Source organism: Psychromonas aquimarina ATCC BAA-1526, from assembly GCF_000428725.1.
Lineage (GTDB): Bacteria > Pseudomonadota > Gammaproteobacteria > Enterobacterales > Psychromonadaceae > Psychromonas > Psychromonas aquimarina.
On sequence record NZ_AUAM01000019.1, the window covers coordinates 19,840 to 38,519 of the forward strand.

Consider the following 18,680-nt stretch of genomic DNA (forward strand, 5'->3'; position numbering starts at 1 on the left):
TGCATAAGTATTATAAAACAGCAGTTTTCTGTTTTCTGCGTCTTGCTATTGCCATAACAAGTATACCTGCCGCAAGCAGTATGCTTGTCTGAGGCTCAGGAACTTGCGTCGGTTCCACGGTTAATTTTGCTGACAGATATTCAGCAGTATTCCGGTACCACCCGTGCAGATTGTTATCATAAGAAGTGAATTGAAGGTTTAACCTAAAGTCATCCTCTAAATTTAAACCTGAAATAGTCATTGAAACATTTCGGTTATTATTAGGGATTGGACCACCGAAGGAAACATTAGCTAAAGCTTCAAGCCCCTGCCATGTGGTGTACACAAACTCGTCGACAATATCACCGCCAAGTTCGCCGTTAACGGATTCATTAAAAGCAAGTGTTTCAAAGAAACCTGTTGGTGTATTTATGTCTGCCAGATCCAGATCATCAAACCACAATGTCAGTGATGTGCCCGTCATTCCCGGCGCTATATCAAAATATAGGTACATATCTAAAGTTGCACTGCCGAGAGGCGTGCTGCCGCTGTCAGACGACAGACCATAACCGTCAACTCCGTATACTCCGTCACTCATTGTATTATCTATAGGGATAAAATATTTTACCGCACCAGTCGCCGCGTTGTAGTAAGAGGAGTTAACTACAGCAGTTGTTCCTGTGGATGTAGTGGGAGTTCCAATAATTGGAGATGCATAAGCAACCGCAGGGAGCGTACTCACTATAAAGACAATGCATAAACGTCCTAGCTGTTTGTTCATTAGCTTTCACCTATATCAATGAGAGGTACTTATTATATCATAAATAGCTATACCACAATTAATAACCAGTAAAATCAGCAACTTAAGCAAACAACATGTTCTAAGTGTAAAATATACTGACACTTAGAATATGTATTACTGAATTGAGCTTGAATTGCATTTTTATGCAGCTATTAATGTTAAATAAAATCAGCCAAATACAGTACCTAAGATCAGCAGTGTAAAAAAATGCTGACAGTTTTTATGCGATAATGGGCTCAGCAGATTAGTGATGTAAAAAATTATTAACACTTTGTATGCGGCAGTGAAGCAGCCAGATTAGTAGTGTAAAAAGTATTGACACTTTTTATGAGGCAGTGGGAAGACGTTTGCTTTTTAAAAGAAAAACGGCAGCGGAATTTCCGTTTACATTTTTATAAAGCGAACGCCGAACGACGGCTTTAGCAAATGAAAACATGCTGCGAACTGAGTGCTAGTTCTGCTTTATACGCGGACAGGCTCTGCCGGCCCAATGAACAGTGCGCCGGCAGAGTGTTATAAAAGAAACACTTGTGGTTTTAATTTTACAGTAGTTAAAAATACATAAATCGCTCTAACTGCGTTTCGTTTTCTCATCATCCACAGACCGTTTAAGAGCCCTCAAACTCGATGCGGTTAAAAATTTTTATTTCTGGAACTGATTTACCTGATTCTGCAGACGGATACTGATCTCGGCTAGTTCCTGGCTTGACTGAGCCGTCTGCTTCGCACCTGAAGCTAATTCCTCAGAAGTGCTGAGAATATTAGTAATATTTTGATTAACCTCTTCCGATACCGCGCTCTGCTGTTCTGAAGCACTGGCAATCTGAGTACTCATCTGATTTATCTCATCCATCGCTTTTGCAATCAGTTCTAATGCATCTCCTGAACGACTGGCATAGTCTACCGCGGCTTTTGACTGCTCACGGCTCTTATCCATTACAACTACAGCCTGCTGAGAGCCGTTCTGCAGTTTCTCTATAATGCCGTTGACCTCTTCGGTTGACTGCTGGGTGCGGCTGGCAAGCGTGCGCACTTCATCAGCAACAACAGCAAAACCACGCCCCTGCTCTCCGGCTCGAGCGGCCTCAATAGCCGCATTTAAGGCGAGCAGGTTGGTTTGTTCCGCGATTCCTTTGATAACATCCAGCATTGAGGTAATAGCGCCGCTTTGCTGCTCTACTTCGGAAACAGCTTGTGCCGATGTTTCTAACTGCAGGGCTAATTGATCGATCTGCTCTATCGTCTGCCGCACAACGATTGTGCCGTCATTGGTCTGTTCATTTGCATGGGCGGCAGAACTGGCGGTGACCGCTATATTTGATGCAACATCACGGCTGGTTGCAGTAAATTCATTCATGGCAGTGGCCACCTGATCTGTCTCGCCGCGCTGCACTTCAACTATCCGGCTGGTTTGACCTGCGACAACAGAAACCTCTTCCGCAGCGGCCGACAACTGGGCAGTCATTTCTGAAATTTCCGAGAACAAATTGAGAAGCTTTTCACGCATGCCGTTCATCGCAGTAAGCAGCTCACCTATCTCATCTGAACTTTTTACTTCAATGGTCTGGCTAAGATCGCCTGATGCGGTGACAATCGCCGCCCGGATCCCGTTAATTATGGTACTAGTAGTATACCAGCTCGTAACAATACCAAAAACGATACTTACAGTAGCGATAATAACAAGCATAGAAATCGCGGAGTGTTCATAATCCTCTGCATACCTGGCACTAGCCTCGGTAAACCGGCCTATTTCAGTCAGAAGCTCTTCCAGTTCACTATTAAGCTGCTCTTCCTCATGATGGACCTGTTCAGCCATTTTTTCTGCTTTATGTAAGTCCCCTTTGCTCAGCATAATAAATACGCTGTGAGCATGTTCAACAAAATCTTTATGCTCGCTTTCAATATTTTTTAATGCCTGCTCTACTGACTGAAATTCTTTCAGTGCCTCTCCAGAGGCCCCTTTCATTGCATCTTCAGCCATTGATTCTGCGGTAAGCACTTCTTCATCAATCTTTTCAGTGCCTTCATCAAATTCCCGGACAGCCTCCTGGAAATGTCCGACGGCATCATCCTCCTGCAGTAAAAGAATGCCGTAGTACAGAGCCCGCTCAAACTGAATCGACTGCTCCAGCTGATGAGTAGTGATCGCAGTAATTTTTTCTGTAAGCGGGATATCCTGCTCGGCGACAGCTGTCAGCTCCCGGCCGATATTATTCATCGAATATATAGCGTAACCGGCACTGAACATAAGCAGAGCGATCAGTATAGCGGCACTGCCCATTAGTTTGGCTTTTAGCGAAAGGTTATTCATTTTATTTTCCTTATCAAAACCCTGTTATTCTGAAAGCAGCATAGTCCGCCAGAGTACTTCCTGCAGAGGGCGGGCATTAGCACCAATCAGCTGTGCAAAACGGCTAACCTGCTGATCCGATACCTCCATTGTATTTTTCATTACCAGCCAGTTAACATTTTCACTGCAGGGGGGCGTGGTCAATGAACCTGTGTAATGAAAGTACAGACGGTTATCAGGCAGGAGATCCGAAGCATTAATCGAGCTCCCCGTTACCAGGTTGACCCTGTTGATTGTGCCGGAAACATTATCGAGCACTTTCTGCAGTATCTGGTTCTGCGCACCGCGTTTCAGCAGAACGCCTACCACAGCTAAGTTTCCATCGCCGCTCTGGTGCACCAGATGAACCTCCATGGCGTAGCGTTCGCCCGTAACAGCATGCTCACTAGGCGTATGAAAATGAAACTGCAGCAGTTTATAGGGTACATCGCCCAGCATCAGCTTACTGTTATAAACAGGTTTTGATTTAATCGGGAAAGATTTTCCAGCAATGCTGACCGTCTTTTGCTGTACTGGACTGTCATAATTAACCTGCAGGGTATGCCCGTTATTCACGACTTTCAAAGGAACCTGCTGATATTCAAAACGCAGCGGATATAACTCAGCGGGGTAGTCATACTCAATATCAACTGGAGACTGGCGCATACCGCTGCTGCAGAGAGCAAACTCCTTTGCGATACTGCCCCAATGCTCAGGTCCGGTTGAACCAGAGTAGCTCCAATGTATCGAATGACTGCTTTTATCATTATTTGAACTGGACGCAGAGACCTGCTGTGATGCAGGAAAAAGAGTTACAGCTAAGAGACCAGACAGGATGCCTGCGCGTAGTATGTTTATCGCTTTCATCTGTATTTCCTTTACAATTTTTACTCTGAAGGAATAAGCATACTAATAAATCTAGCCCTTATCTGACTTCTGTCCAGCGAAACTCAAGGGAGACAGAGATTTTGTAAAACAGTCCGTTTATTAATAATTTAAGAGAGCCGAAGCTTTTTGGGCAGGCAATAGTACTAAGGCTTTCTGCAGCTCGGGACGGTGCCTTGCTTTTCCTTTGCTATTTATAAAGTTGTAATGCAGCAGTTAATTACAACTGCATTATGTGCTGAGCAGATAAATTTAAAATTAAACCTGTTAAACAAATAACTAATTGTTGTTCTCTGGATACTGATATTATAACGATACTTAATGTGGCCGGCAGGAAGGTTCAGCTCCCGCATCCCCATAGCAGAAAAGCAATTTACGGCACAGGGTAAAATTGATGCGTACTTAATAATCCCTGCCAACATACGGCTCACTATCCTTAATGTAGTTGTCGACTATTTGCTGATATGAACCGTCCCTTTTAAGCATATCTAAAACATTCTGCATCTCTGCAATCAGATCATCTGATGTATTAATATGAAAGGCAAAATAGAGTTCTCCGGTTGATAACCCGTACTTCATTTCATACTCATCAGGGGCGTAACCATTATTTTCAAGTATCCACCCCGCGCTAACCTCATCATATACCCAGGCATCGCTCCGCCCCCAAATTAATTTCTTTATAGAGAGTAAATTAGCATCAATGCCCCCGGCGGCACGATCTAGACTTTTCAACTCAATACCCGCTTTAACTAAAAGCAGTTCAGACGCATCGCTGCGGGTAGTACTCAATCTATAGTTTTTAAGATCGCCGATTGAATTAATCATAATATGACTATCCTTTCTAGCAATAAGCCCTATGTTTATTGGAATAATCGGCCCCACCCATTTAAATAGATTCTCTCTTTCCTCCAGTCTCATCATAGAAAACAAACAGGTATTACTTTTGGTCAACAGGTACTGATAAGCGCGGGCCCAGGGTAATAAAGCAATATCACTTCTGCTCTGGGTTGAGTCTAACTTTTCTAATATCAATGCCATAAGATCAATAGATATCCCCTTTAACTGACCATTTTCTTCAAAGTTATAGGGAGGATAGTTTTCTGTCATCAGATAAAGCTGATCAACCTCTTTAGAAAAAGAGGCAGAAGAGATAAGAAGCGGAATAAAAAAACATAAAATAGTTTTTACTGCACTCATACAACCTCTCTGTAGTGATGGATTTTTTACAACCAGACCGCACCTGTTAGAAAGTAGTGCGAGTCATAAATTCCTCCTTATATGAGGCATGTACAATTTTAGTTTATCTACTCCTAATAACAATATTCACACAGGTAATGATGAAAATGTGCACTCAGGTCAAACATTTAGTTTACAAGATTAAAGAGCCGGACTGACGGCTTGAAAGCGGCAGAAGAGCCAAGCTGCTTAGCGCTAAAGCTCATTCCTCAGAGGTTTGATTATATTATTCCTTAAGCAAAGCGTCGAAAAATCATCTATCCGTAAAATTCGAACGAAGGCAATGTATACGCACAAAGCCTTATTCTACGGGGGAAAAGCAGTGGTCTGATGAAAACAGCTCGAAGACAAGTGTAATGCTATGAATTTATATTTCCTTAGGATGACTAGGCGGCAGCAGTCCGGCGCAACAATAACGCTTTTACCTTTAACAACTAAAGATAAACAGCCTATTTTTTTGCAGCCATCACTTCTTCTAACCTGAGACCGGTCAGGTCACGAATGGTACGCCACAAATAATAAAAAACACCAAGCATCATCAACATGGACGGCAGTGCAATCATCGGGTAACTATATAACGTCAACTGCCCCAGCTGTTCATTAAATTCAGGAGTTCCCGCAGGGCTGGTCACAAGCCACTTGGCAAGTATGTAATTCATTGCGGCTGAAAAAGCAAAAGAGCACACCACAAGATAGGTGGCCTTCAGCAGACGTTTTTCAAATGCGCCCGTACTATTATGCTCTGCTAACCTTTGCTTTATCTTTTCTACGTCCATCACATCGGGGTTAAACAGCAAAGCTCTTACTAAAGGGTAAGGCGTAAAAGTAGAAACTAAAACAGCCACACCTATCACAGCAGGAATGGCGGCTTCTTTAATTGCTAACCATTTGTTGTCCAGCTCAAACAAGCCAATGCCGCCCGTCAGTAATACACTGAGTAAACCCAACAAAGCGATGAAATTAAACTTTCTATATTTTATTAACTCAAAAATCCCCCAGCCAAGTGGAAAGGCAAGTGCGGCGATCAGGCCGCCAGTCGCTCCTAAATCGTTTTCACCGCTTAATTTCATTAGTATAAATGACGGGATAGCGATGCTGACAATAAGATCAACCATCGGGCGGGGTTTATGTGTCGATGTACTATTCATGATATTTACTTATTTGTTACAGATAATATAAGGATGGTTATAGCTAATTCTCTTCAATAATACAATAGGCCGGCAGCTTGCAATAAAACAGATAACCGAGGAACTTTTTACTGCAAAACAACGGCCAGATTTACTTGAGCACTCAATCCCCACCACCATAAACATAAAATTACTTAAGGTTTTTCTGTAGTGCAGCCAAACGAATAAAATCTATTTTATTTAAATACAAACAGTTAGCTAAAACAGCCAAAATATTGGCTTCGTTTAATTCAAAACGTCTTTATTTTAATTTCAGCAATACAAAATCAAACATCCTGCCCGGGGCTCAACCGCTTGACCATGTCCACTAGAAGCTCCCCCAACCAGCCGGTTACATCTAAAGCTTCACCGATAAAGTATAAACCCTTTACATCGTAACGTTTTTACAGAGATCAGACAGGTACCAGTACCGCCTAAGGTCACTTTCACTGTGCGGCAACCCTTAAACATCAAAAAATACTCAAGAGCATTTGAAAGCAAAAAAACAAACAACACAAAAAACTTTATTTAATAAACAGTTAGATCCTCATTTAAAATGCAAACAAAAAGGCATATCATCATTAAATACTTTACAAATAAAGGAAGTACAACCTTCGAAGTATATGCAAGCTGAATATCTCAACATTATAAATGAGACTTATTCACATAATAAAAATGAATATAAAAAATAAGGATATAAGAATGAAAAAACTATTGAAGCGTTCCGTTTGGCCTATGGCCTTACTTTCGCTTTCCGTAGCGGCTGCAGAACACACTGACAGCAATATTTTTGATAAGAGAATTATACGTTTTGATCAACAGACCGACGTAATGTCAGCGCGCTCAGGCGGCGTAAAAACAGGCCCGATCAGCCTAACAAAAACAACGAACAATGGTGCTGAGCTGCAGGCGAACTTATCCTGGTTAACTCTGGGTAAAGTGAAGCTTAAAGACGGTATCGTTTACGATAGAATATTAATACCAGACGCAGGCGGCCCGCTAGAGCCGGGTGAACCCAATCTGACAGGATATCAGCAGATGATCCGTATACCTGATGGTATGCAGCTTGAGGTAGTGATTGATGAAGTTACATGGTCAGACAGCTTTGAGGAAATGACCATTGATCCCGTGCAGCTACCTTTTCCTGATGTCGTCACCGCTGACGGTGAGCGTCCGGATCAGCATCTTCCTTTTGTTAAAAATAAAGAAGCTTACGCACTTATGCCGGAAACTGAAACCGTGCCTATTAAGATCAGCAAAACGATCCGCGTCAGGGGCAAAAGCTATGCCGTTATCTCTTACCAGCCAATTCAATTTAATCCAATTGAAAAAACCGTAAAATTTGCAAACAAAGTTCGTTTTCACGTGAACTATATTCACAGCGAACAGAAAAACTCAAATGCACGGCGTAAAGATCCTTTAAAGTTTGATGATCCGGCATCAAACTCTGCCATTGATATTCGTTCAGATGATGTTAAAGAGACAGACGACGGTGCTCAAAATATTATGCAGCGGCGAAGTGATACGAAGCTTACTGCATCGCAGCAGGCTGATTACCTGATTATTACAGCAGACCAGTTCAAGGATGCAGTTGAACCTTTAGCAGCCTGGAAACGCAAAATGGGCTATAACGTTTATACTGCTCCACTGTCTGAAACAGGTGCTTCACAGGAAGAGATCAAACAGTATATCAAAGACGCCTATCAGCAGGGCGTAATGACCTCTTATGTTTTGTTTGTTGGTGACCATGAAGATCTGCCCGGCTGGGCAGTTACGGGACACGGCTATCATGGTAAGGATCATGTCTGGCATACGGACTTTGATTATTCACTGATTGATGGTGACGACAAATATCCAGATATCGTTGTCGGCCGTTTTCCGGGAGACACAGCAGAGCAGATCACAACGATGGTGAATCGTACTCTTAACTATGCAAAAACACCTGTAATATCAGATCGATACAAGCACATTCTGGTTGCAGGACAGTTTCAGGACAATGACGGTAATCTAAAAGCCGATCGTATGTTTATGGAAGATCTTCATCGTGTTGCTGATTTTTTAGGTCCAGATTATGACTTTTTTAACACACCCGGCGATCAGTTTAATAAAGGCTACCAGATCCATACAGCACTTCAATGGAGTGCCGATTTAAGCGAAGACCTTACCTATGGCGGCTGGGATTACGGTACAGCACGAATTACTCCGCCAAACAACGTTCCTCAAGTATGGAAAGACCAGGGTAATGGTGACCGCGTACAGATAGCAGAAGCGATCAACGATGGTGTCAGTCTGGTTCTCCATCGCGATCATGGTTACGGCGACGGTTCAGGCTGGGCCGACCCGCACTTCACAGCAGCTGAAGTTAATAACTTAGTAAACGGCAATCTAGCACCGGTAGTACTTAGTTTAAACTGTGCAACCGGCTGGTTTGACAATAAAGACTCATTTGCAGAATCCTGGATGAGAAACACTAACGGTGGTGCAGTCGGATTTACCGGCGCTGTTCGCGTCAGTTACTCCGGATATAACGATAATCTGCACGCCGGCATTATGGATAGTTTTTGGGACGATTACGATGGTACCTGGTCTAGCGACATTTACCCTGTCTCATGGAAACCAGCAATGGCGTTAAACCGCGCTAAAGAACGTATGTTTAATCACTATGGAACACAGGGAACAGCACTCTCTGAAGCACGTTTCTTCAGCTGGTTTGGTGATCCGGAAATGGAGTTACGTACAGATCGCCCGCAGGCGCTTACTGTTACCCATCCGGAAAGTTTACTACCCGGCAGCCAGGCAGAATTTACTGTTGTTGTACGTAAAGGTAATGCTCTGTTAAAAAATGCTCGTGTTGCGCTTGTTTCTCAACAAGGCGAAACTCAGGTTGTATTAACGGATGACAATGGTCGTGCAGACTTTGATTTTTTTGTTAAAGATGCAATGACAGTGACGGTAACCGAACATAATGCAACTCCTTACGAGAACAGCATCAGTGTATCAACGGCTGGACCTGCAGCTAAAATTACAGCCGACAAGCAGGCGGCATTTCGCCAATGGTTAACCTTAAGCGGGGAAAACTCTACCAGCAGCAACAATATTGTCAGTTATTTATGGGAGCAGACCGCAGGCCCGAAAGTAAGAATTGAAGGCGTAAACAGAAGCTATGCTTATGCGGCAACACCTTCCGTTAATACTACTCTGCAGTTTAAATTAACCGTAACAGACGATAAAGGTAAGAGCAGTTCGGCTGTACATACCGTTATTATTAAAGATAAACAAATTCCAAATAATCAGGCTCCTGTCGCAGCGATAAGGGCAGAGAATACGGCTTTATTTAATAAGTGGCTTGTTCTTGACGGCAACAGTTCAAAAGATACTGACGGCAGCATTACATCCTACAAATGGGAGCAGGTTGCAGGTCCTAGTGTAAGAATTGAAGGCACAGCTCGAAGCTATGCTTATGCGGCAACACCTTCATTCAACACAACACTGCAGTTTAAATTAACCGTAACAGACGATAAAGGTAAGAGCAGCTCTGCTGTACATACCGTTATTATTAAAGACAAAGAAATTCCGAAAAATCAGGCACCTGTTGCCACGATAGCAGCAGAGAAAACAGCTTTATTTAATAAATGGCTTGCTCTTGACGGAAGAAATTCAAAAGATACTGACGGTAATATTACATCCTACAAATGGGAGCAGGTTGCAGGTCCTAGTGTAAGAATTGACGGCGCAGATAGAAGTTATGCTTATGCGGCAACACCTTCTGTTAATACGACTCTGAAATTTAAATTAACCGTAACAGACGATAAAGGTAAGAGCAGTTCGGCTGTACATACCGTTATTATTAAAGGTAATAATATTGCGAATAATCTGCCGCCTGTTGCAAAGATAACTGCACAGAATACAGCTTCATTTAATAAATGGGTTCGTCTTGACGGAAAAACTTCAAAAGATCCTGACGGTACGATTACATCTTACAAATGGGAGCAGGTTGAAGGCCCGCAGACAAGAATTGCTTACGCAGATAAAAGTTATGCTTACGCAATGACGCCGAATTTTAATACAACACTAAAATTCCGCTTAACAGTCACAGACAACAAAGGTCTGCAGTCATCAACTGTCACCGAGCTTAGCGTTAAATAAAAAAGACTAAGAGAAAACTAATTAAGCGCATGCCTTGAAACTCACGGCTGCGCTTTTTTATTAAACTTCATTCGTTTGCATTCCGATATGAAATTAACTTTTTCTTCCCTGTTTTTTGTTACCTGCCCGATGCAGAAAATCATAAAAAGCAATAGTGGCAATTAAAGGCCAGATAGAAGCCGTGAACAATGCTCGGCAGCTCTTTCCAGGCTTGTTATGAAAATGACAAATAGATCAAAAACAAGCACACCACAATAATTAAAAACTAACTGTTATTTAATAAATATAAGCAAATAAAGGATTTGTTATGACTATTAAAAAAAGATATTTATGTTTACTAATCAGCTCGCTGCTAACAAGCAGCACGTTAATAGCTAAAGAAGGGAATTTACATCAGCAGGCTCCAGCAGATGGTATTACAGACAGCAGCCGTCTCCAGCCAGTCAAAAAGCTGAAGGCTTCCGCCCCGCTCATCGCTCCGATTACTATTCCAGCTCCAACGGATGAACAGCGCCTGCGATCGTCAATAAATAAAATAACAGACGCGGATGCCATTGAAGCCGGTTGTCACGATTACACTGAGTTTGCTGCTTTAACTGGGAATGCGTTGTTTAACTTCATTCAAAACACCTCTGCGGAGTGTATTAGTGAGTTATACCGCCGTAATGATGACACAGCTGTCACTGTCTATCAGGCAGACAAAGTGATTGATATTGCTCAACGAGCAAAAAATATAGCCGAGACTTATGATTCAGCTTCTAATGACGGCATGTATAAATTATTTTACTTCCTACGCGGTGCATTTTACGTTGAACATAACAGCAGCCAATTAACCTATAAAGATCAACGAGTGAATAAAGCGATGCTTGCTTTACTCGAAACATACAGCCGTAACCCGCATTTTTCTGACATTACGCCGACGCAGGGAGATACCATGACTGAGTATTTTACTGCATGGGACAGCAGTAAAAATTATATGCAAAGCAGCCGAAGTATTACTCGTTATTTAAATGACTTTTCTCCTGAACATCTGGCCGAATGGTCACACCGCGGCGCCCTGACTAAAGCACTTACGACACTTTACCGTGCCGGCTGGGATGCGGCGTACACCAAAGCAGCAGAGGATCATAGCGCTCTGCGGGCGGCCCTGCTTAAAGTAGCTAATTCGGAATATATCTACAACTCTGAATATAACTATCAAGCATCTGATGCTCTTAAAGAATATGCACGCTTTCTTGAATACCAACAATACTGGGGACTATCCGAAGCGTTAAAAACAGAGATCAACAAGGGCATAGTCGATTTTATGTCACGCTTCGAACGTAACACAAAATTATGGATAAAAGCGGCTGGCTCATTAGAAACCTATAACCCAGGGCAATGTGAACAATTTAATATCTGCGGCTGGAAAGAGCAGTTGAAAAAACAGGTATTGAGTATTCACTACACCTGCAGCGATACCATCAAAATAAATGCTCAAGATATGACTCAATCTGAACTTCAACAGTCCTGCGAACAGATTTCTGAGGAGGAATCCTTATTCCACAAACTTCTTAATACTGGTAACCAGCCTGTAAATGATGACCTTAACCGCGATCTTGAAATCAATATTTTCAACTCTGGTGATGACTACAAAAGTTATGCTGGAACACTTTTCGGTATCAGTACTGATAATGGCGGTATGTACCTCGAAGGAGATCCGTCAGTTGAGGGTAATCAGGCGCGTTTTATCGCCCATGAGGCCACTTGGCTCGACGATATTCTGGTTTGGAACCTGCGCCATGAATATATCCATTATCTCGACGCACGTTTTAATATGTATGGTCCATTTAACTACTTCAAAACTAATTTCGACAAAGTGGTCTGGTGGTCTGAAGGCCTTGCTGAGTATATATCGCATCAGAACCGCTATGATGAGGCAGTTGAAATAGGCCAACAGCGGCGCTATAAACTGAGTGAAATATTTAATAATAACTACAGCAGCGGTGAAGAAAGAGTCTATCGCTGGGGTTATCTGGCCGTACGTTTCTTATTTGAAATGTCCCCTGAATCAGTAACAGAGCTAATGCAGTACGGCAGAGAGGGAGACGTGGACGGATGGGTTAATTATATTAATACCTCAATTGGTACTTCTTTAGACTATAGCTGGGATAACTGGCTGCAGACAGTGCAAAGCGATGACTCTAAACTTGGAACTAACAACGGCTCCATACTTGTTCCTGATAGCTGTAAAGTTCAAGGGCCTTTAGCAGACGGACAGATCTACAATAACCGCGCCGTCTGTATCAATAACGATCAGGCATATTATTACTTCTATGTAGATACTGATGTTACCCGTATTGATATCAACAGTGCCCATGGTGACGGTAATGTTGACTTGTTCTACAGCCCGTCCAGCTGGGCCCAAAGCACCCAGTATCTGTTGAAATCTACAGAGCCTGGAAATACAGAGTCAATTACCATTCACAATCCTGCTGCCGGCTGGCAGTACATAACAGCACAAAGCGAACCGTCAAGCAGTGGTGCAAGCCTGAAAATAAACATGAGTAAAGACAAAAGAGGCGAAATCATTCCTGATACCTGTAAAACGAATGAGCCTTCAGTAGACGGGCAGATCTATAATAATCAGACTATCTGTATCAACAACGGCAAGGCGTATTACTACTTCTATGTAGATAATGATATTACTCGTATTAATATCAACAGTGCCCACGGTGACGGTAATGTCGATTTATTCTACAGCCCATCCGGCTGGGCCCAGAGCAGCCAGTATCTATTAAAATCCACCGGCCCCGGAAATACAGAGTCAATTACTATTAGCAATCCAGCCGGCGGCTGGCAGTACATAACAGCAGAGAGTGAAGCATCAAGCAGTGGTGCAAGCTTAAAAGTAGAGATGATTAAGTAATTCATCATCGCTCTGATATATAAAGCCCGCACCTATTTATAGCGGGCTTTATATATTTTTCCCCCGCGAAGTCGCAACGAAGTCAGGAAGAACCAAGCAATTAGGCTGCGTAATCCCTTCTATTTTAAATTGAATAAAATTATTAAGTTAGCTTTATTATAAGATGTATTTATAGTTGTTATGTAACTCTAGATTGAAATTAACGGAGGCATAAATGTATAAATACTCTGAAGAAATTCATAGTAAATCATTACTAAACATGGGATGTATCCGCATTGGAACACTTCAGAACTATAGGGACTCAGAACACAAGCGTGGTATAGCAGATCCTAAAGAAGGAAAAAAACTAGTATATCATCATATTGATGACGCTCTAATTAACCTCAATGATCCAAATGACAGAAACAATCAAATTGCAAAATCATTTGGAGCTATGGGAGGAAAAGCTAAAGTCCATTGTAAAGGTGTTCTTTTCGGAAAAGACATTGAATCGCCTGATTGTTATATTCTTTGCATGTCAAACAAGCTATCTCAATCTGTAATGAGTGAATTGGATGAGGCTGATACGTGTGTTGAAATTGTAAATCACACCCTTTTTTTTGATCAATTAACTTTAGCTATTAGTGATATTACTCCCGTTAATTTTATAGGTGTTTATGAAGTAACTTATCAAAATAAACAAGAAGTTTGGAACGGAAATAATTGGGGACGTAATGCTGCATTAATAAAAGATCTTGAATTTAAAGAACAATATGAAATTAGAGCAATATGGGTCCCCCAAAATAATATACAAATAAAACCAATTATTTTAGGTTCTGCCGAGTTAGGGCTGGCGTGTAAATTATCTAAATTATAAAAAGGTAAATAGAATTATTGACAGGCAAGCTGTCAATAATCGCATAATGTGGTACCTATATTAAATACTACGGTCATAGGAGTCCTATTTTGCTAGCAGCCTATACACCCACGCAAAGCGTGCGTAAACAATCAAACATCCTGCCCTGCAGCCCAGCCGCTTGACCAGGCCCACTGGAAGTTAAACCCGCCTAACCAGCCGGTGACATCTAAAGCTTCACCGATAAAATACAAACCTTTTACGTTTTTGCACTCTAAGGTTTTTGAAGAGATAACATCAGTATCAATGCCGCCTAAGGTCACTTCGGCTGTGCGGTAGCCCTCAGTGCCGTTAATCTGCGGCGCCCAGTTGTGGAACAGTTCTGAGATCTGTTTAAGCTGCTTTTCATTGTATTGTTTCAGCGGCAGGCTTTCAATTTCAGCGGCTGCTAATAAACACTCAACCACACGCTTAGGAAGCTGCTGTGATAATAAGGTTTTTAATGCCAGATCCGGGCGGCTCTGTTGAGTATTAATCAGCTCGGCATATAAATCTAAGTTAGGCAGAAGATCTAAAGTTATTTTTTCTCCCGCCTGCCAGTAATTTGATATCTGCAGAATAACCGGGCCGCTTAAACCTCGATGGGTAAATAACAGTGCTTCGGTAAAGCTGATCTGTTTTACTTTGTTACGCTGATCTTTAATTTCACAAAGTGCTGTTGCCGGAAAGCTGATACCGGATAACGGCGTAAATAACTCTTTCTGCGCCTGATGCAGGGTAAAAGGCACTAAACCTGCGCGGGTTGCTTTAACAGGTAACTGGTATTTTTCTGCAACTTTATACGCAAACGGGGTAGCGCCCATTTTTGGCAGCGATAAACCGCCGGTAGCCACCACTAAAGAATGACACTCAAAACTATCTTGTTTAGTCTGGATATAAAAATGGTGATCTGACATTTGATGATGACTAATGATTTCAGTCTGCAGCTGAATTTTAACACCCGCATCACGCGCTTCATCTAATAACATCTGCACAATCTGTTTAGCACTGTCATCACAAAACAGCTGGCCGTGATCGCGTTCATGCCAGCTGATCTTATGTTTATCCACCAGCGCGATAAAATCCCATTGCGTGTAACGGCTTAGCGCTGATTTAACAAAATGCGGGTTATCACAGAGGTAGTTATTCGGCTCAACGTATAAATTAGTGAAATTACAACGCCCGCCGCCGCTCATAATAATCTTTTGTCCCGCGCGCTTAGCATGATCCAGTACTAATACTTTACGGCCACGTTTAGCCGCTTCTATGGCACACATTAAACCGGATGCGCCCGCACCAATGATTATTACATCTAACATATTCAACCCCTTAAAATTATGCGCGTAAGGATACACTAATTAATGCTAAAATCCGGGAATATTAAAGACAATTAATACAAAACATATGACTGACATTTACTTAATTCGCCATGGTGAAACAACCTGGAATAAACAAGGCAGGCTGCAGGGCCACCTTGACAGTCCGTTAACAGCAAAAGGCAGAGAAGATGCACTGCAGCAGCTCAATTATTTCCAGGATATAAACTTAGATGCGATTTACAGCAGCGATCTCGGACGTGCAGTAACCTCTATTACGCCGCTTGCACAGGCCAAGCAGTTAAAGGTTAGTCATAAAGCAGAACTGCGGGAGTTAAGTTACGATCACCTTGACGGCAAACCTAAGCACAGCTTAACCAGCCACGATAAAGAGCAGTTAGCAGCACTATTTTCAGCACAATTAGGATACCGTATCGGCCGGGGTGAAAGTTTACAGGCTTTGCAGACACGCCTGAGTCGATGTCTGCACGGGATTGCATCTGCTCATACGGGTCAGAAAGTAGCAGTTATGAGTCACGGGCTGGCGATTGTGATGTTTTTAAAAGAGATCTTATATATTCCAGTGGATGAGCCGCGCACTATGGATATTCATAACGGCAGCGTAACACATCTTACTTTTGACGGGCAGAACTGGATGCTGCAGAGCTTATACCATTCTAAGTAAATATCTGATCTTTTATTCTGGTTAAAATTAACCATCTCTGCGTTATAAGCTTTATAAAGGGAACAACCATTTACTGCAGCTCATGCCTTGATATGATTAATTTCTCCTGCGCCTAAATTGACCACTTACTTAATCAATTTGGTATTACAAAGGTAGTTTTATTAAATTACAGGCAAAAAAAAGACCGCACCAGGCGATCTTTTTTATAATAAAGAGAGAATATTACTTAGCAGCTACTTCGTCAGCAGATGCAATCTCTAATAACTCAACTTCGAAAACCAGCGTTGCGCCAGGAGGGATAGAACCCGCGCCCTGTTCGCCGTAACCAAGTTCAGCAGGAATAACGAACTTGTATTTTTCGCCGACACTCATAAGCTGTACACCTTCAGTCCAGCCTGGAATTACACGGTTAAGCGGGAATTTAGCTGGTTCGCCGCGTGCTACAGAACTGTCAAACTCAGTGCCGTCTACTAGTGTTCCAACATAATGTACTGTTACAGTATCTTCAGCTTTTGGTTTAGGACCTTCCGCTTTAGTGATTACTGAGTACTGAAGGCCAGATTCAGTTACTGTTACGCCTTCAACTTTTGCATTTTCAGCTAAGAATGTTTTTGCTTCTTCAGCCGCTTTTGCCGTTTTTTCAGCCATTACTTTTTCAGCTGCAGCTTGTACTTCTGTATCGTAAGCTTTCAGCGTTTCGATCATCTCTTCATCAGTTAACTTAGAGTTACCGCGCAGCGTATCTGTAATACCTTGAAGAATAATTTCTTTATCTAATTCCAAACCAAACTCAGCCTGTTTTTCAAGCGTTGTTTCAACATAACGAGAAAAAGATGAACCAATTGCGTATGCCGCTTTTTCCTGGCTGTTTGCAAATGCTGCAGCTTCTACTACAGTTTCGGTTTCAGTTGCTGGAGCTTCCTGCTCTGCCTTTTCATTACAACCCACAGTAAATGCAACAGCAGCTGCTAATAAAGAAACTTTAAATACGTTTTTCATTGTTACTCCAATATTTTATTCTGATTTATTAAGTGAAACATGTAGCGATACTGTTTTTGTCGCACTAGACGCTCAAAAGCATGTATCAAAATTCGTAACATTATACTAACCTTAAAGCTAATTTTTACCTAAAGTTAATTATATAATGTCATTAAACATCCATTTTAAATCACTTTTTTTATTACTATGTCTCGTTTTTGTAACTGCCTGCGAGCGCTCTGATAAACCTCTGCAGCAGTATGAGCACGCTGTAGAGGGAGCATTTGCGGCCGAGATATCTCAAAATGGTGATTACTCCATCATATCCTCAATTCACCACGGCTTAAGCCTGTGGGATAACCGAAACAATAAATTACTCTTTCAATGGCAGCATCATAATGCGCAGCGAAATGATATTTATATTGTTCGGCTTTCAGCAGACAACACTCATGCACTTTCTGCAAGTCGTGACGAATTTGCAGTCTGGGATATGCAAAGCGGTCTGTCACTGGGGTTTTATCAGGTAACTGATTCACCGATTCGGGACATCCGCATATCCGCAAACGGACGATACGTTGTCTATGGACAAGTAAACGGAAAAATAGTTCATATTGATTTAAAAACAGGCCGCCGTCTGGAGATGCCGATTCATACTGAAAAGGTAAACAGCGTTGATTTATCGGCAAACGGTCTTTATGTCTTGTCCGGCGGCAATGACCACAAAGCTTTTTTATGGAACAGCCAGACTGCTCAAATTATTAAAAAATTTAATTTCAACGAGCGGGTTTCTATGGTGAAACTTGAAGATAACGGCCGTTACGCTTTTGTTGCTGATAATCAGAAAGCATCACAAATATGGGATCTAAAAACCGGTTTACTGCAGAGCACGCTGATTTACACTGCACGCCAGTCAATATTTTCCTCAGTACGTTTTATTAATAACGGTAAACAGCTGTTAACCGGCAACGGTACAAAGATAGTGCAGTTATGGGATGTGGAAACAGGTATTAGCCAGCAAAGATGGACAGTAACACCAAGAAAAGAAACACGACCGAAAACAGCTGTAGTATACTCTGCGACATTATGGGATGGTGATAAAATAGCGAGTGAAAGCTCTGCCGGGTTTTTAGAGATCTGGCCAGTTAATAAATAAGACAGAGAAAATAATGGATCAAGAAACACGTATCGAACAACTTGAAATGAAAGCCGCATTTCAAGAAGACAATATTGAAACTTTAAACGCTGAGATATTCGAGCAGCAGCGTAAATTACAGCTGTTAACCGAACAGGTAGCATTACTTGCCGTAAAATTAAAAGAGGCACAGCCTAACCAGCTGGCATCCGAAAAAGAAGAGATGCCGCCGCCGCACTATTAA

General features: G+C 42.0%; 13 protein-coding genes. 6 read left to right on the plus strand and 7 right to left on the minus strand.

Annotated features, from left to right (window positions below):
- Positions 1-10 precede the first annotated feature (10 nt).
- From G337_RS0108465 to G337_RS0108490, 5 genes are all read right to left on the minus strand, one after another.
- Positions 11-760 (minus strand): PEP-CTERM sorting domain-containing protein, encoded by a 750-nt coding sequence (locus G337_RS0108465; protein WP_028863509.1) that lies wholly within the window; start codon positions 758-760, stop codon positions 11-13.
- A gap of 664 nt (positions 761-1,424) precedes the next feature.
- Positions 1,425-3,092 (minus strand): methyl-accepting chemotaxis protein, encoded by a 1,668-nt coding sequence (locus G337_RS0108470; protein WP_028863510.1) that lies wholly within the window; start codon positions 3,090-3,092, stop codon positions 1,425-1,427.
- Positions 3,093-3,116: 24 nt separating this feature from the next.
- Positions 3,117-3,977: a carbonic anhydrase gene (locus G337_RS25855; protein ID WP_037027262.1), complete on the minus strand. Its 861-nt coding sequence runs from the start codon at positions 3,975-3,977 to the stop codon at positions 3,117-3,119.
- A gap of 420 nt (positions 3,978-4,397) precedes the next feature.
- Entirely contained in the window at positions 4,398-5,192 is a 795-nt protein-coding gene (locus tag G337_RS0108485; protein WP_028863511.1) for a substrate-binding periplasmic protein, read from the minus strand.
- Positions 5,193-5,680: 488 nt separating this feature from the next.
- On the minus strand, positions 5,681-6,379 hold the full coding sequence (locus G337_RS0108490) for a VC0807 family protein (protein WP_028863512.1): 699 nt from the start codon (positions 6,377-6,379) through the stop codon (positions 5,681-5,683).
- A gap of 720 nt (positions 6,380-7,099) precedes the next feature.
- Here G337_RS0108490 and G337_RS25860 point away from each other — a divergent pair.
- The 3 genes from G337_RS25860 to G337_RS0108510 all read left to right on the plus strand — a co-directional run bounded on the left by G337_RS25860 (position 7,100) and on the right by G337_RS0108510 (position 14,307).
- The gene (locus G337_RS25860; RefSeq protein ID WP_084605317.1) at positions 7,100-10,543 is read left to right on the plus strand and encodes a C25 family cysteine peptidase; all 3,444 of its coding nucleotides are present in this window, start codon (positions 7,100-7,102) and stop codon (positions 10,541-10,543) included.
- Positions 10,544-10,850: 307 nt separating this feature from the next.
- Positions 10,851-13,451 (plus strand): M9 family metallopeptidase, encoded by a 2,601-nt coding sequence (locus tag G337_RS25865; RefSeq protein ID WP_051303080.1) that lies wholly within the window; start codon positions 10,851-10,853, stop codon positions 13,449-13,451.
- A gap of 214 nt (positions 13,452-13,665) precedes the next feature.
- Positions 13,666-14,307 carry a hypothetical protein gene (locus tag G337_RS0108510; protein ID WP_028863514.1) on the plus strand — a complete coding sequence of 214 codons (642 nt, stop codon included), beginning with the start codon at positions 13,666-13,668 and terminating at the stop codon, positions 14,305-14,307.
- Positions 14,308-14,438: 131 nt separating this feature from the next.
- Here G337_RS0108510 and G337_RS0108515 read toward each other — a convergent pair whose 3' ends face one another.
- Positions 14,439-15,644, minus strand: coding sequence for a BaiN/RdsA family NAD(P)/FAD-dependent oxidoreductase (locus tag G337_RS0108515; RefSeq protein WP_028863515.1), 1,206 nt, complete (start codon positions 15,642-15,644; stop codon positions 14,439-14,441).
- An 85-nt stretch (positions 15,645-15,729) separates the two neighbouring features.
- On the opposite strand from G337_RS0108515, the gene G337_RS27645 reads away from it, so the two are divergent.
- Positions 15,730-16,326 carry a histidine phosphatase family protein gene (locus G337_RS27645; protein WP_051303082.1) on the plus strand — a complete coding sequence of 199 codons (597 nt, stop codon included), beginning with the start codon at positions 15,730-15,732 and terminating at the stop codon, positions 16,324-16,326.
- Between the two features lie 222 nt (positions 16,327-16,548).
- Here G337_RS27645 and fkpA read toward each other — a convergent pair whose 3' ends face one another.
- Complete coding sequence (fkpA, locus tag G337_RS0108525) at positions 16,549-17,325, minus strand: FKBP-type peptidyl-prolyl cis-trans isomerase (RefSeq protein WP_028863516.1); 777 nt, start codon at positions 17,323-17,325, stop codon at positions 16,549-16,551.
- 145 nt (positions 17,326-17,470) lie between these two features.
- Between fkpA and G337_RS0108530 the strand changes: the two genes are divergently transcribed.
- Complete coding sequence (locus G337_RS0108530) at positions 17,471-18,457, plus strand: WD40 repeat domain-containing protein (protein WP_028863517.1); 987 nt, start codon at positions 17,471-17,473, stop codon at positions 18,455-18,457.
- A gap of 13 nt (positions 18,458-18,470) precedes the next feature.
- A complete protein-coding gene (locus tag G337_RS0108535; RefSeq protein WP_028863518.1) occupies positions 18,471-18,680 on the plus strand; it encodes a SlyX family protein in 210 nt (69 codons plus the stop codon).